This window comes from Paenibacillus sediminis (assembly GCF_017873765.1).
GTDB classification, from domain to species: Bacteria; Bacillota; Bacilli; order Paenibacillales; family Paenibacillaceae; genus Paenibacillus_AG; species Paenibacillus_AG sediminis.
Window position 1 is genome coordinate 678,399 of record NZ_JAGGKP010000001.1, and the last position, 14,327, is coordinate 692,725.

A 14,327-nucleotide genomic window follows, 5' to 3' on the forward strand; every position below is an offset into this window, starting at 1 on the left:
ATAGTACAAGTTCCCACCCAAAAGGGGGTCAGCATATGAACGCAGAGGACTACGTCAAGAAAGCTTACTATTCCATTTTTCAAAATGATTTTGAACAGGCTATTAGATGGTTTGAGACAGCGTTACAGCTAGAGCCTCATAATGCAGACATTCATTATAAGTGCTCGATTACGTATTTTCGGAATGATCGGTTAGATAAAGCAATCGAACATGCACAGCGTGCCTTGGAACTGGATGAAAAGCATACACCATATCTCATTCATTTTCATCGATTAAAGGCGCAAGAGCTGACCAAAAAAGTAAAGACGCGGTTTTTAGCGGCAGAGTTCCTAACAACCGAACATTATTATGAGGTTATCTTGCAGCTTAAAGAAGCAATTGCCCTTGATCCTCTTTGTGCTGAAGCATATGTATGGCTTGCGATGAGCTACGCTGGACTAATGGAATATCCACAAGCAATCTCGGTATTAAAAGAAGCACAGATCATAAATCCGCATAATTCAACAATCGCAGAATTATTGATACAACTGCAAAATCAATTGAAAGCATATATAGAACATTGATCTACTGAATAAGGAAAGTGAGGAAACATGCATGTCTAATGTTATAAAAGTGGCTGTAGTTGGAGCTGCAGGACGGATGGGTAAAGAAGTTGTTAAAATGGTACTTGAGGACGAACAGCTAGAGCTTGTTGCAGCTGTCAATCGTTCGCACGAAGGGGAAGATGCAGGTACATTAGTAGGTCTTCCAGCTTGCGGTGTGCTGGTTCAATCGGATTTGGAGATGGCGTTAATTGGTAGCAAGCCTGATGTGATGGTCGATTTTACGACACCGCAATTTGCTTATCCGAACACGCAATTAGCTATTAAATATGGGGTAAGGCCCGTAATTGGGACAACGGGTTTCACGCCGGAGCAAATTGAACAATTGGACAAGCAGTGCCAAGATCAAGGTATAGGCGGTCTAATCGCACCTAACTTCTCCATCGGTGCAATTCTGATGATGAAATTTGCTGCTCAAGCCGCGAAATATTTCCCACACCTGGAAATTATAGAATATCACGGGGATCAGAAGCTCGATGCACCGTCAGGAACTGCTGTGAAAACGGCTGAGCTTATTGCGAAGAATCGGGAAGAGATTCGTCAAGGAAATCCGAAGGAAGAAGAAACAATTGAAGGCGCACGCGGCGGTTACTACAATGGATTTCGCATTCACAGCGTTCGTCTGCCTGGTGTGTTCGCGCAGCAGGAAGTCATTTTTGGCGCTTTCGGACAGACTTTGAAAATAAGACATGATTCTTACGAACGTGCAGGTTATATGCCAGGGGTTAATCTAGCTGTTAAAAAAGTGATGGAATATACAGGACTCATATACGGATTCGATCATTTTATCGAATAATAGGAGAGTGAATCGTGTTGAATATTGCATTTATCGCCCATGATCGTAAAAAAGATGAAATGGTTAACTTCGTCATTGCTTATGAACATGTCTTTAAAGGTCATAAGCTTTATTCCACAGGCACAACCGGACTGCGTATTATGGAAAGTACAAGCTTGCAAATTACAAGATTCATGTCTGGTCCTCTAGGCGGCGATCAACAAATAGGCGCGCTTGTCGCTGAGAATAATATGGACTTCATTATTTTCTTGAGAGATCCGCTTATGGCGCAGCCTCATGAACCGGATATCTCTGCTCTGTTGCGCCTGTGTGATGTACAAGGCATTCCAGTGGCTACGAATATCGCGACAGCTGAAATTCTCGTCAGAGCGCTTGATCGCGGGGATTTTAGATGGAGAGATTTAGTAGATAAATATAAGCCTGGTGTTGACGGGGATAAATAATGTTAGCAATCGTGAATTGAGTGAGGATCGAAAAATGAGTGAACAATTAGATATATTGATATTCGGTGCACATGCGGACGATGCGGAAATTGGAATGGCAGGCACCATTGCTAAGCATGTCGCTGCCGGATACAAAGTAGGCATTTGTGATTTAACGGAAGCGGAAATGTCCTCTAACGGTACTGTGGAACTGCGCAAACAAGAAGCGCAGGCTGCAGCGGATGTGCTCGGCCTTACAATCCGTACAAACTTGGGATTGCCTGATCGCGGGCTGTTCGTAACGCCAGAGATTATCGCGGCAGTTACCTCTGAAATTCGGCGTCATAAACCAAAAATTATTTTTGCTCCTTATTGGGAAGACCGCCATCCAGATCATGTCATGTGCAGTAAAATTGTCGAAGAGGCTGTATTTAATGCTAAGCTGCGCCGCTATATGCCGGAGTTGCCTCCCGTTAACGTTCAGCAGCTTTATTTTTATTTCATAAATGATTTGGGACAGACGGATCTTATCGTAGATGTCACCGAGCAGTATGAGGTGAAAGAGCGGGCTCTATCTTGCTATGAGTCACAGTTCTCTTCTGCATCAAGTGCAGTAGTCACACCTCTGAACCAAGGGTATGTTGAGAGGGTTAAAGCACGAGATTCACTGGTGGGGCAACGTCAGCTAATCCCTTATGCTGAAGGATTTGCGGTCAAGTCGCCTTATTTAGTTCAACTATTTAAACCAAAAGAAGCATAAAATACTATACAACGAAGACGGAAAGGAGGGATTTCCATATGAACAGACCTTTAAAGATAGGCATAACCTGTTATCCATCGCTTGGCGGTTCCGGCGTTGTTGCTACTGAACTGGGTAAACTGCTGGCCGAAAGAGGTCATCAGATTCACTTTATTTCACACAGTGTTCCGTTCCGTCTAGGGGCGTTTCAGAAAAATATTTATTATCATGAAGTCGAAGTGAACGACTACTATGTGTTCCGCTATCCTCCATATGACTTAGCACTCGCTACGAAAATGGCTCAGGTCGCGAAGATGCAGCAGCTTGATATTTTGCATGTACACTATGCAGTGCCTCATGCCGTCTGCGGATTTCTCGCAAAACAGATGGTAGGCGATCAGTTCAAGCTGGTAACTACCCTGCATGGAACCGATATTACAGTCCTTGGTCAAGATGAGTCGCTCAAAGATTTAATTAAGCTTGCGATCAATGAAAGTGATGCCGTAACGGCAGTATCGCAAGATCTCATTCGTGAGACACGGGATGCTCTTGATATAACGAAGCCTATTGATTTGACATATAATTTTGTTGATAAACGGCTTTATTATCCGCGCGATTCAGCCGATCTTCGCAAAGATTTTGCATCGCCTAATGAGAAAATATTGATGCACATTTCCAATTTTCGCCCCGTGAAACGGGTGAACGATGTCGTTGATATTTTTGAAAAAGTAAACAAAGAGGTTCCATCGCGTCTTCTGTTCGTCGGCGAAGGCCCTGAGCTTCCTAAAATTCAATGCCGCATCAAAGAAATAGGTCTTGAAAATCGTGTTCATTTCCTGGGCAAACAAGATGATATCGCGCAAGTGATTTCCATGGCCGATGTGCTGCTGCTGCCTTCGGAGAAGGAGAGTTTTGGACTTGTCGCGCTTGAAGCAATGGCTTGCGGGGTACCAACGATTGGGTCGCAGGCTGGTGGAATTCCCGAACTGATTGTGCATGGCAAGACAGGTTACTTAGCTCCAATTGGGGATACGGATAAAATGGCCGATTATACGATCGCGCTGCTTAAAAATGAGACGCTCTTGAAACAATTCGCTGAAGCTAGTATCGACCGTGCTCATAACGTGTTTAGTACAGACTCGATGACGGATAAGTATGAACAAATATATTATCGGGTGCTCGAAAAATCGTTGCCTGAATTAAATCCAGTGTGTCGTTAAATAGTACAGGCAAACGCTGGAGGTGTATTCGAGATGAACAAATGGAAATTTGGAGAGCCTGGTATGGTGCAACAAGCGGAATTGGTTCTGCGCACGCTGATGAATGCGGGATATGAAGCTTATTGGGTGGGCGGCTGTGTTCGTGATGAACTGATGGGCCGTCCTATTCATGATATGGACATTACCACCTCTGCACATCCCGAAGAGGTGGTATCTCTATTTGAGAGAACAGTACCGACAGGCATTAAGCATGGTACGGTAACGGTGCTGTTAGACGGGTATAGCTTTGAAGTGACGACGTTTCGTACGGAGTCTGTCTATGAACAGCATCGACGTCCTTCGAGTGTGTCGTTTGTACAAGATATTACAGAAGACTTGAAGCGGCGTGATTTTACGATGAATGCGATTGCCTTATCGCTTGATGGTAGGTGGGTCGATCCATTTGGCGGAATGGAAGACATTGAACGGGGAATCATTAGGTGCGTAGGAGATGCAGACGAACGTTTCAAAGAAGATGCTCTGCGTATGTTAAGAGGGGTGCGTTTTGCTTCTGTCTTTCATTTTAATCTCGCGAAAAGTACATGGAGAGCGATTATTCAACATCGTGAGTTCATGAATGATATTGCGATGGAGCGCATTCGAGTCGAAATGGAAAAGATGATGGCAGGTCCTCATCCATTACGAGGATTGGAGCTGCTTGGCAGAAGTAGACTGCTTGATTTGCCTAAAATTGGGCTTAGTTCAGCTAATATTGATCAGAGTAAGGTGACCATGCTTGATCAACTTCCAGCAGACAAGCCTTCTATACGCTGGGCAATGCTCCTTTTTGCCGCTGGTCTGAAATCAGATGAAGCCTTGAGCTTATTAAAGCGATGGACATTTTCCAATGTGAAGGCGAAAGAAATTTCCGATATTCTACGCATGAGTGAACATATTTATACCGAATTGCCTACTCTGATTGAAAAACCAAACAAGATTGCTCTGGATGAGCTACGTCTATTATGGATCCGTCAATTACTAACCTATGATGAAGGGACTATTCATAACTGGCTCGTGTTCGAGCGGACAAAATCTTCTGAGCATGATCCTTTCATGAAGCTAATTCTAGATCAAGCGTTAGAGTGGAACGAGCACGTTACAGTCAAGCATGTGAAAGATTTAGCTGTAACAGGCAAAGAAGTTCTGCAGGAACTCAGCATACCGGCCGGTCCTTGGCTTGGTAATCTGCTGCAACAATTGCTTTTCGATGTGGCAGCTGGGCAAGTACCGAATGACAAACAACAATTATTGGAACAAGCGAAGCGAGTGATGAATAAACTATGAATGAACAATCGCTATTAGATTTGCTGCTAAGTAGAGATGACTATATATCTGGAGAAGAATTGAGCAAGCGTCTATCGATCAGCCGGACAGCTGTATGGAAACAAATTAATAAATTGAGGGAACAAGGATATCAATTTGAAGCCGTATCGCGAAGAGGGTACAAGCTTACTTATAAGCCGGATCGTCTTCATGAATCGTTGCTGTTAAAAGCGCTTGCGAACGTTCCCCTTGTTAAACACGTCAAGCTGTTTGGCAGTATTCACTCCACGCAAATCGAAGCTCAGCGACTCGCTGAACAAGGCGCTCCAGAAGGAACTCTAGTCATTGCAGAAGAGCAGACTGCGGGCAAAGGAAGGCTCGGCAGGAAATGGCACTCTCCTGCAGGCAAAGGCATATGGATGAGCTTCGTGCTTCGTCCGCTTATTGCTCTGCCGTACGCACCGCAGCTTACTCTTATGATGGCTGTGGCCGTCTGTCGGGCAATTCGCAGTCTGACTAAGCTCGATGTAGGCATCAAATGGCCTAACGATCTGCTTATTAACGGACGTAAAATATCCGGCATATTAATCGAATCGGCGACCGAAGATGAGCGCATTCGTTATTGTATTGTCGGCATCGGTATTGATGCTAATTTAGATGAAGAAGATTATCCAGAAGAATTGCGTTCTGTAGCCACTTCATTGAAAGTGGAGTCTGGACAGCCTATTGACCGAGCAGAACTGATTGGCGCTGTAATGAAAGAGACGGAATCACTTTATGAGTTATACCAACAGGAAGGCTTCGCGCCGATTGCGTCGCTGTGGGAAGCATTGTCGATTACACTGCATCAACCTGTTCGTATTCAGGCAGCGACTGATCTTATTGAGGGGACCGCTATAGGACTGCATCCATCCGGTGCACTTATTGTAGAAGATGCCAACGGCGTTCGGCATACTATTTTTTCAGCAGATGTACAACTGAGCCGTTGTTAGAAGAAGTTTAATTTCTGTATTCTAAGGGTGACAACGAATGTCGCTTTTGCTATACTATCCGAGGAGGCGGTATCGGCTTTGAGTCCGAACTGTACTTATATGGATTGTAAAGTGAATATTTTGTAAGCCATACGAATCTAGTGTGTTACGTTGGATTCTGCTCTGAGCCGAGGGGACCGAGACAGAAGGGACGATCGCAAGTGACTCTTTTTTGGACTCCGGACCTTTTAGTGAAAGCTAAAAGGTTTTTTGTTGTGTTATTTTATCATACTATCAAAAAGGAGCCTGATACGATGGCTAAACGTGCTTTAAGCATTGTAAACATGAAGAAAATGAAACAAGAAGGCAATCCAATTACGATGATTACGGCATACGACTATCCTTCTGCCAAGCTGGCTGAAGAAGCGGATGTCGATGTTATTCTTGTTGGCGACTCTTTAGGTAATGTGGTGCTTGGCTACGATTCAACCGTTCCTGTAACGATTGAAGATATGGTGTATCATACGCGTGCCGTAGCGCGCGGGGCGAGTCATACCTTTATTGTTGCCGACATGCCTTTTATGACATACCACGGAAGTTTGGATACGACCCTAGGACATGTGAAACGGCTCATGCAGGAAGGACATGCACATGCTGTGAAGATGGAAGGCGGATTAGAAATATGTGACACGGTTGCCGCTATTGTCAAAGCAGGGGTACCTGTCCTCGGACATATCGGCTTAACACCGCAGTCTGTTAACCAAATCGGCGGATATCGTGTTCAAGGGAAAGATGCTGCTGATGCGGGGCGGCTTCTTGAAGAAGCGAAAGCGTTAGAGAAAGCCGGAGCGTTCGGAGTTGTTCTCGAACTCGTAACTGAGGAAGTTGCTGAAGCGATTTCTAAGGAACTGTCCATTCCTACGATTGGCATTGGTGCTGGACGAGGCTGTGACGGTCAAGTTCTGGTATATCATGATGTACTTAAATATGATTCGAATTATCGTGACAAACGATTCGTTAAAACATACGCAGATCTCGGTACAATCATACGAGATGGCATCAGTGCCTATGTAAAAGACGTGAAGGAACGTAAATTCCCAGCTGAAGAGCATGTGTTTAACGCTGAAGATGGAGTCTTAGATTCGCTTTATGGAAAAGGAAAGGTGAGTTCAGAGCAATGATCGTCGTTCGCGAAATCGCAAAACTGCGGAATGAAATAAGAAAACAACAGATCGCATCTGGTCTTGATAAAAAAATTGGTTTTGTCCCTACTATGGGATTTCTTCACGAAGGACATGCCAGTCTTCTTCGTAAAGCACGGGAATTGGCTGATATAGTCGTGCTTAGCATATTCGTTAATCCGATTCAATTTGGCCCGAACGAAGATTATGAAAGGTATCCTCGTGATGAAGAACGGGATTTAGCTTTAGCGGAGCGCGAGGGCGTCGATATCGTATTTATGCCGTCCGTAGAAGAAATGTATCCTCAGCCTATAAAGACGAAAGTTAGCGTATCTGCGGATTTAACATCACAATTATGCGGCGCATCTCGTCCAGGTCATTTTGATGGAGTGACCACTGTTGTAAGCAAACTGTTTCATATCGTAGATCCAGATTATGCGTTCTTTGGACTTAAAGATGCGCAGCAAGTAGCAGTTATTCAGCAAATGGTTCAAGATTTGAGCATGAAGGTGACCATTGTACCTTGCCCGATCGTCCGCGAACAAGATGGTCTTGCTCTAAGCTCACGCAATGTGTATTTAGAACCTGAACAACGTAAGCAAGCGCTCGTGCTCTCACAATCGCTTCAGCTTGCTAAGCAATTAATCGCGACGAATGACAACATTACGATAGGGGAGCTTCAGGAACAGGTCGTTCGTCATATCGAATCAGCACCGCTAGCAGTTATTGATTATGTTCAAATTTTAAATTTCCCTGAACTGAGTTTGATTCATCCAAGTACACCATTATCCTTCGTTCAGAATCAAATTATTATTGCTTTAGCTGTTAAGTTCGGTAGCACGCGTCTTATTGATAATGTTGTACTTCATGGAAAGGATGTGGTTTCTCATGTTTAGAACAATGATGAAATCGAAAATACACCGCGCTACTGTTACAGAAGCCAATTTGAACTATGTCGGAAGCATTACGATTGACGAAGATTTAATGGAAACCGCAGATTTACTCGCAAATGAAAAAGTTCAAATTGTAAATAACAACAACGGCGCACGCCTTGAAACTTATGTCATTCCAGGTCCAAGAGGCAGCGGAGTCATCTGTTTGAATGGTGCTGCAGCAAGATTAGTTCAGCCTGGAGACACGGTTATTATTATTTCATACGCTATGATGTCATCTGAAGAAATTAAAACACATGTTCCGACTGTGGTGCTTGTTGATGAACATAATAAGCCTGTTAAGCAGTTTCAAGAGGAGCATGGGGTTGTTCTATAACGGGTAATTAATTGCATCCCTTATGAAATCCATGGCAAGCAGGAATGAAAAGCGCCTAAGCAACAAAAAATGAACATAAGCTTCGCACTGATTCCTTTCATTTTCGTTAAGGGTGGGATGCAAACGATGTTTCAACATGTATTTGCGGAAATGAATGACATGTTAGACGATATTATTAAGTACTACCCAACAGCCCAAGGCACTAAGAAACAAGAATTAAAACAGCAATGGCAGATGCTGAAGCAGATGAGTGACAGCATGATTGAAGAATGGCTTAATTTTGAAGAAAAACTAAATGTGATTCAGCAGGCGGATTTTGAGCAAAAACAGCAAATGTCAGCGTTTGGGCTGCATATGCATCTGCCTGAACTGAAGGATGATGCTTTTGTGAAAGGGCAGGGATACTTTAAGCTCTGTATGTATTCCAAAGCGATACAGCAGTTTGATGATGCAGTGCAAAGGTATCCTGACAGTATGCTCGTTCGTATTTACATGGCGCTTTCGCATTTGCATCTGAACAACACAGAGGAAGCGTGCCGGCATTTTAAATGGATCGTTTCACTAACGGACAATCATAAATTACTCGCGATCGTTTATAATGCGCTAGGCTGTATTCAGGCGAAGCAATATCATTTGGAGAAGGCTAAGGAATTATTTATGCTCGCTCATCGTTATGATCCCGTGTTTCCTGAGCCGCTTCTTAATTTGGAGGCCTGCTTGCAAAGTTCAGGAAAACTGCAGTATGGAAGCGAACTCGCATCGCTCATGTAAACAAGCTTAAGATTACTTGATGAAGGACGATGTATGTGCAGTTACGACTGCCCTGCATCGCCCTTTTCTTGTTATAGGGACAATGGTTTCTGTTAAAGATTAGCTTTTACCTTCGGTTTAATTTTCAAAATAGCGAACTTCTGTTATTCTGTTAAAGAGACTGTAATGGAAGGGATTTAAATGAAATGAAATTTGCAGTACTTGATTTTGAAACAACTGGAAATCAGTCCTCTGACGAAATTATTCAAGTGGGACTTGCCATTATAGATCATGATTTATCGATTACCCGTATATATCATTCATTTGTTAATCCCGGAATGCCTATTCCGCCATTTATTTCCCAATTGACAGGCATTCATGATGAAGACGTGGCAAACGCACCCGGATTAGATGAAGTAATGATGGAAATGGTTCCGCTGCTGGATGATGTAGTTCTGGTAGGTCATCATGTGGCGTTTGATTTTAACTTTTTACAAAATGCGCTAGATCGAGCCGGTTATTTACCGTTTAGGGGGCGAATTTTAGATACAATCGATTTTTTGAAAATATTATTCCCGTCACTCACATCATATCAGCTTGGAAATGTAACATCTCAGTTCGGTATTCTGCATGAAAGGCCGCACCAAGCCGATAGTGATGCGCTGGCGACCGCTTATGTTTTCTTAAAATGCTTGGAGGAAATTGATGATCTTCCGCTTCTGACGTTGCAGCGTTTAAGTGATTTATTTGCCGGTGAAGACAGCGATTTAGGCTGGTTCTTTGATACAGTGCGTCAACAGAAAGAGCATGAGCCGAACCAAGATATCGTCGACCAGAGATATGCGTACTTTAGGCAGTTTGCTCTGCAGGTTGAGGATTGGACTGACATTCAGCCGCCTCGTGAAGAGGAAGAGCGTAATCCACTTGCAGGCGTAAGCTTCCATCAGTTCTTAGAAGATGTGCAAAATAGATTACGCGAACATTTACCGAACTATGAGCAGCGTGAATCGCAAAATATTATGTTTGGCGAGGTTACTAAAGCGTTTGCTGAGGACAAGCATTTGCTCATTGAAGCTGGGACCGGAACGGGTAAATCGCTAGGATATTTGCTTCCGTCGATTTATCACAGCGTAAAAAATGATGAGAAGGTTATGATTAGCACGCATACAATCAATTTGCAAGAGCAGCTGCGGGAAAGAGACATTCCGCTCCTTAAAGAAGTCGTGCCTTTTCCGTTTCAAGCGGCTGTGTTCAAAGGAAGACAACATTATTTATGCCTTCGTAAATTTGAACTGAAAATAAACAGAAAAGATTTCGGCCCTTCCAGAGAGGAACTTCTGACTGCAGCACAGATGATCATTTGGCTCGCACAGACAGAAACAGGGGATGATGAAGAGCTGAATTTAGGCCGAAACGGCGGCGATTTCTGGGAAACCGTTGAAAGTGATTCTGATTCATGTCTAGGACGCGCTTGTCCGTGGTTCCGCAAATGTTATTATCACAGAGCTAAACATGAAGCGGGAATTGCCGATGTGGTCATTACGAATCACTCCAAGCTGTTCACAGATGTGAAAGCAAATCATCAGCTTCTGCCATCGTACGACCGTCTAGTTGTGGATGAAGCTCACCATTTAGAAGATGTAGCAGGCAAACATTTAGGTATGCAAATGAGCTATTTCACCGTAGCGCATACTTTAATGCGTTTGTATAAGGATAGTAAGACAGGACAGCTGCCTAACCTGCGTATGCAGCTTCAAGCTTCAGCGAATGAGAAATCTGTAGAGTGGACTTCTGTTATCGATTCTATTTATCCTTCGCTGATTGAAGTGAAGGAACATTGGGATCGGCTAAGCGAGCTGCTCTATACGCTGCTTCCTGAGCGCAGCGATGCTGCAACAGGTGAAGCAGGCCAATATGTACTGCGACTTCTTCCTAATAAGAAACCGAAAGATTGGGATCAGCTCGCTCCCATTGAGAATCAAATTTATGTCTCAATAGGTGATGTCGTTCGTAAAGGGGAAAAACTGCTTGCTGAGATGAAGGAAGAGCAAGATGATTACAGTTCAGATAGTTTGATTACAGACATTTCCGGATTGTTAAAAGACTTAGCGAACGAGCGGGACAATTTACGTTCCTTCATGAAATTAGACGATGAAGAAACGGTGTACTGGCTTGAAGCGAACAGCCAATATCGGAGTAAGTCCATGCAGCTTTATGCTGTGCCGATTGACGTAAGCAAACAGCTGAAAGAATACTTTTTCGATAAGAGAAAAAGCGTTATTCTGACATCTGCGACATTATCCGTAGATAAATCGTTCCAATACATGATCGAACAATTAGGTCTTCAAGAATCAGCAGATACGAACCGGCTCATGACGACGCAATTGCCGTCACCTTTCCGTTATCGGGAACAAGCACTGCTCGTCATTCCGCGTGATTTCCCGAGTGTGAAAGGGAGCGTAGGGGATGATCATTTTGTATCAACACTTGTTAAATCGCTGTCTGATCTAGCCGTTGCAACACGCGGACGCATGCTTGTATTGTTCACCTCATACCGCATGCTTCGTCAAGTGTACGATCCGCTTAAGGAAGCACTCGCTGCAAAAGACATTACGGTGATTGGCCAAGGGGTAGACAGCGGTAGCCGCAGTAAATTGACTAGACGTTTTCAAGGGGAATCTGCTTCTGTACTGCTTGGAACAAGCAGTTTCTGGGAAGGCGTAGATATTCCCGGTGACGCACTAACATGTCTTGCTATCGTTCGTCTGCCGTTCCAACCGCCGAATCATCCGCTTGTAGAAGCGAAAAGTGAGCGACTTCAACAGCAGAAGAAAAATCCGTTCATGAAGCTGTCTGTACCGCAAGCTATTATTCGGTTTAAGCAAGGATTCGGACGATTGGTTCGAACTGCACAAGACCGCGGCATCGTTGTCGTATACGATACACGTGTCATCGAAACTTACTATGGAAAACATTTCTTATATTCACTTCCGGGCCCTAAAATGGAACATATGGCGCTGGGTCAAATGGTTCCGCGTGTTACGGAATGGTTAGACTCAGATGCGAAACAAAATTAATTTCGTATGTCGGAAACTTGGTTAGGGGGAGCATGTATGAAGTCAGACAAAATTTCAGAAGCAGTTGTACGCAGATTACCGATCTATTTAAGATATTTAACTGAGCTCCTCAAGCGTGAAGTGTCTACGGTGTCCTCACAGGAGCTAGGACAGAGACTCGATTTAAACCCTGCTCAAATCCGCAAAGATTTAGCTTATTTTGGCGATTTCGGACGCAAAGGTATTGGATATGATGTATCTTATCTTATCGACAAAATCCGTCATATCCTCAAGCTAGATCAGCAGATCAATGTGGCACTCGTCGGTGCGGGTAACTTAGGTCAAGCGTTATCGAACTACAACACCTATATAAAAGATAACATGAAGATTGTTGCCGCTTTTGATTCAAACCCGAAAAAAATCGGCAACAAAATTTCAAACACCCTTGTAGTTCAGCCTATTGAACAGTTAAATGAAACCGTTCAAAACCTAAACATACGAATTGGAATTATTACGGTACCGGATATTGAAGCCCAGCGAGTAGCTGATTTGTTGGTTGGAGCTGGAATTGAAGCGATCCTCAATTTCGCTCCTACCATACTCAAAACACCGCCGCATGTTCGAGTTCATACGGCTGATTTTACAACGGATTTACTAAGTTTAGCTTACTACTTGGAAAATGGAGAGGATCATGTTGATAACGACTAATAAATGGCTTATTAAGAACGGTACTTTTGCCGTATTAACGGAAGACAAGCCTGTCATTCGTGGGTATATGCTTATTGAAAATGATCGAATTACGTATATTGGTGAAGAACGTCCGAAGCTCGATGAGCAAATCACGGAATTCGACGGTAAAGGTTTGTTTTTCTTGCCAGGATTAATCAATACGCATGGTCATGTCGCGATGTCTTTGCTGCGCGGCTACGGTGATGATTTAGCACTTCAAGTATGGCTGCAGGAGAAAATGTGGCCGATGGAAGCGAAGTTTACGGGTGAGGATGTCTATTGGGGAAGCGCTCTGTCTGTTCTTGAAATGTTAAAAGGAGGGACAACAACCTTCCTCGACATGTACGATCATATGAACCAAGTAGCTAAAGTGGTAGAACAATCTGGGATGAGAGCCGTGCTTACACGCGGTGTTATTGGACTATGTTCTCCTGATGTACAGAAGCAAAAGCTTGATGAAGCTACTGCGTTCGCAAAAGATTGGAATGGTAAAGCGGACGGCAGAATAACGACGATGATTTCACCGCATGCACCTTATACATGTCCGCCAGATTATATTGAGAAATTTGTACAGGTTGCACATGATTTGAATTTGCCGATTCATACGCATATGTCAGAAACTAAGGCGGAAGTGGAGCAAAATGTGAAGGATTACGGTCTTCGTCCTGTGGCGCATTTGCAAAAGCTGGGTGTCTTCTCTAGACCTACGCTCGTTGCGCACGCAGTTCATTTGACGGACGAGGAGATTGAAATTCTAGCAGCTAACGGGGTTGCTGTCTCCCATAACCCAGGAAGTAATTTGAAGCTGGCGAGCGGCATTGCACGTGTTCCGGAACTTCTAAAAGCGGGAGTTACTGTTTCACTAGGAACAGACGGACCTGCAAGCAACAATAACCTTGACATGTTCGAGGAGATGCGTCTTGCTGCGCTCATTCACAAAGGGGCTACTGGCGATCCTCTTGCTATTCCTGCTATGGAAGCGCTGCGGATGGGAACGGAGTATGGAGCTAAATCGCTGTTCTTAGAAGGTGTTGGCTCTCTGTCTGCTGGCATGAAAGCCGACTTCATAGCGATTAATATGGATCAGCCGCATTTGCTGCCGCATACTGATTTTATATCCCATGCGGTATATTCAGCTAGCAGCAAAGATGTAGAGCATGTATGGGTAGACGGTAAACAAGTCATTAAACACGGCGAATGCCTAACATTAGATGAAGAACGCATCCGGCGGGAAGCGCAAGCCGCTTTTGAAGGGTTATTGGCTAGATCATAACGCTTCGTCAGAAAGGG

14 protein-coding genes are annotated in these 14,327 nt (G+C 43.9%); all 14 read left to right on the top strand.

From position 1 onward, the window contains the following. Nucleotides 1-35: 35 nt before the first annotated feature. The 14 genes from J2Z20_RS03315 (at nucleotide 36) to J2Z20_RS03380 (ending at nucleotide 14,310) form a co-directional block, all read left to right on the top strand. Complete coding sequence (locus J2Z20_RS03315) at nucleotides 36-563, top strand: tetratricopeptide repeat protein (RefSeq protein WP_209845351.1); 528 nt, start codon at nucleotides 36-38, stop codon at nucleotides 561-563. A 31-nt stretch (nucleotides 564-594) separates the two neighbouring features. After that, entirely contained in the window at nucleotides 595-1,398 is an 804-nt protein-coding gene (dapB, locus tag J2Z20_RS03320) for a 4-hydroxy-tetrahydrodipicolinate reductase (RefSeq protein ID WP_209845353.1), read from the top strand. A gap of 14 nt (nucleotides 1,399-1,412) precedes the next feature. Then, nucleotides 1,413-1,841, top strand: coding sequence for a methylglyoxal synthase (mgsA, locus tag J2Z20_RS03325; RefSeq protein WP_209845355.1), 429 nt, complete (start codon nucleotides 1,413-1,415; stop codon nucleotides 1,839-1,841). 34 nt (nucleotides 1,842-1,875) lie between these two features. Continuing rightward, the gene (gene bshB1 / locus J2Z20_RS03330; RefSeq protein WP_209845357.1) at nucleotides 1,876-2,580 is read left to right on the top strand and encodes a bacillithiol biosynthesis deacetylase BshB1; all 705 of its coding nucleotides are present in this window, start codon (nucleotides 1,876-1,878) and stop codon (nucleotides 2,578-2,580) included. Nucleotides 2,581-2,618: 38 nt separating this feature from the next. Continuing rightward, nucleotides 2,619-3,779, top strand: coding sequence for an N-acetyl-alpha-D-glucosaminyl L-malate synthase BshA (gene bshA, locus J2Z20_RS03335; RefSeq protein WP_209845359.1), 1,161 nt, complete (start codon nucleotides 2,619-2,621; stop codon nucleotides 3,777-3,779). Between the two features lie 33 nt (nucleotides 3,780-3,812). Continuing rightward, entirely contained in the window at nucleotides 3,813-5,102 is a 1,290-nt protein-coding gene (locus J2Z20_RS03340) for a CCA tRNA nucleotidyltransferase (protein ID WP_209845361.1), read from the top strand. After that, nucleotides 5,099-6,073 (top strand): biotin--[acetyl-CoA-carboxylase] ligase, encoded by a 975-nt coding sequence (locus tag J2Z20_RS03345; RefSeq protein WP_209845363.1) that lies wholly within the window; start codon nucleotides 5,099-5,101, stop codon nucleotides 6,071-6,073. Before J2Z20_RS03340 ends, J2Z20_RS03345 begins: the two co-directional genes overlap by 4 nt. A gap of 293 nt (nucleotides 6,074-6,366) precedes the next feature. Beyond that, nucleotides 6,367-7,233 (top strand): 3-methyl-2-oxobutanoate hydroxymethyltransferase, encoded by an 867-nt coding sequence (gene panB, locus J2Z20_RS03350; protein WP_209845365.1) that lies wholly within the window; start codon nucleotides 6,367-6,369, stop codon nucleotides 7,231-7,233. Beyond that, nucleotides 7,230-8,129 (top strand): pantoate--beta-alanine ligase, encoded by a 900-nt coding sequence (gene panC / locus J2Z20_RS03355; protein WP_209845367.1) that lies wholly within the window; start codon nucleotides 7,230-7,232, stop codon nucleotides 8,127-8,129. Before panB ends, panC begins: the two co-directional genes overlap by 4 nt. Continuing rightward, nucleotides 8,122-8,502 (top strand): aspartate 1-decarboxylase, encoded by a 381-nt coding sequence (panD, locus tag J2Z20_RS03360; protein ID WP_209845369.1) that lies wholly within the window; start codon nucleotides 8,122-8,124, stop codon nucleotides 8,500-8,502. Before panC ends, panD begins: the two co-directional genes overlap by 8 nt. A gap of 126 nt (nucleotides 8,503-8,628) precedes the next feature. Further along, the gene (locus J2Z20_RS03365; protein WP_209845371.1) at nucleotides 8,629-9,273 is read left to right on the top strand and encodes a tetratricopeptide repeat protein; all 645 of its coding nucleotides are present in this window, start codon (nucleotides 8,629-8,631) and stop codon (nucleotides 9,271-9,273) included. A 185-nt stretch (nucleotides 9,274-9,458) separates the two neighbouring features. Next, nucleotides 9,459-12,329, top strand: a complete 2,871-nt coding sequence (dinG, locus tag J2Z20_RS03370) for an ATP-dependent DNA helicase DinG (RefSeq protein ID WP_209845373.1) — start codon at nucleotides 9,459-9,461, stop codon at nucleotides 12,327-12,329. Between the two features lie 36 nt (nucleotides 12,330-12,365). Further along, a complete protein-coding gene (locus tag J2Z20_RS03375; protein ID WP_209845375.1) occupies nucleotides 12,366-13,016 on the top strand; it encodes a redox-sensing transcriptional repressor Rex in 651 nt (216 codons plus the stop codon). Beyond that, on the top strand, nucleotides 13,006-14,310 hold the full coding sequence (locus J2Z20_RS03380; protein ID WP_209847234.1) for an amidohydrolase: 1,305 nt from the start codon (nucleotides 13,006-13,008) through the stop codon (nucleotides 14,308-14,310). The genes J2Z20_RS03375 and J2Z20_RS03380 overlap by 11 nt, the downstream gene beginning before the upstream one ends. The last annotated feature ends 17 nt before the right edge of the window (nucleotides 14,311-14,327 follow it).

Excerpts from the sequence above, each read along its gene's own strand:
- J2Z20_RS03315 (WP_209845351.1), top strand. The coding sequence starts at position 36 with ATGAACGCAGAGGACTACGTCAAGAAAGCTTACTATTCCATTTTTCAA.
- dapB (WP_209845353.1), top strand. The coding sequence starts at position 595 with ATGTCTAATGTTATAAAAGTGGCTGTAGTTGGAGCTGCAGGACGGATG.
- bshB1 (WP_209845357.1), top strand. The coding sequence starts at position 1,876 with ATGAGTGAACAATTAGATATATTGATATTCGGTGCACATGCGGACGAT.
- bshA (WP_209845359.1), top strand. The coding sequence starts at position 2,619 with ATGAACAGACCTTTAAAGATAGGCATAACCTGTTATCCATCGCTTGGC.
- J2Z20_RS03340 (WP_209845361.1), top strand. The coding sequence starts at position 3,813 with ATGAACAAATGGAAATTTGGAGAGCCTGGTATGGTGCAACAAGCGGAA.
- J2Z20_RS03345 (WP_209845363.1), top strand. The coding sequence starts at position 5,099 with ATGAATGAACAATCGCTATTAGATTTGCTGCTAAGTAGAGATGACTAT.
- panB (WP_209845365.1), top strand. The coding sequence starts at position 6,367 with ATGGCTAAACGTGCTTTAAGCATTGTAAACATGAAGAAAATGAAACAA.
- panC (WP_209845367.1), top strand. The coding sequence starts at position 7,230 with ATGATCGTCGTTCGCGAAATCGCAAAACTGCGGAATGAAATAAGAAAA.
- panD (WP_209845369.1), top strand. The coding sequence starts at position 8,122 with ATGTTTAGAACAATGATGAAATCGAAAATACACCGCGCTACTGTTACA.
- J2Z20_RS03365 (WP_209845371.1), top strand. The coding sequence starts at position 8,629 with ATGTTTCAACATGTATTTGCGGAAATGAATGACATGTTAGACGATATT.
- dinG (WP_209845373.1), top strand. The coding sequence starts at position 9,459 with ATGAAATTTGCAGTACTTGATTTTGAAACAACTGGAAATCAGTCCTCT.
- J2Z20_RS03375 (WP_209845375.1), top strand. The coding sequence starts at position 12,366 with ATGAAGTCAGACAAAATTTCAGAAGCAGTTGTACGCAGATTACCGATC.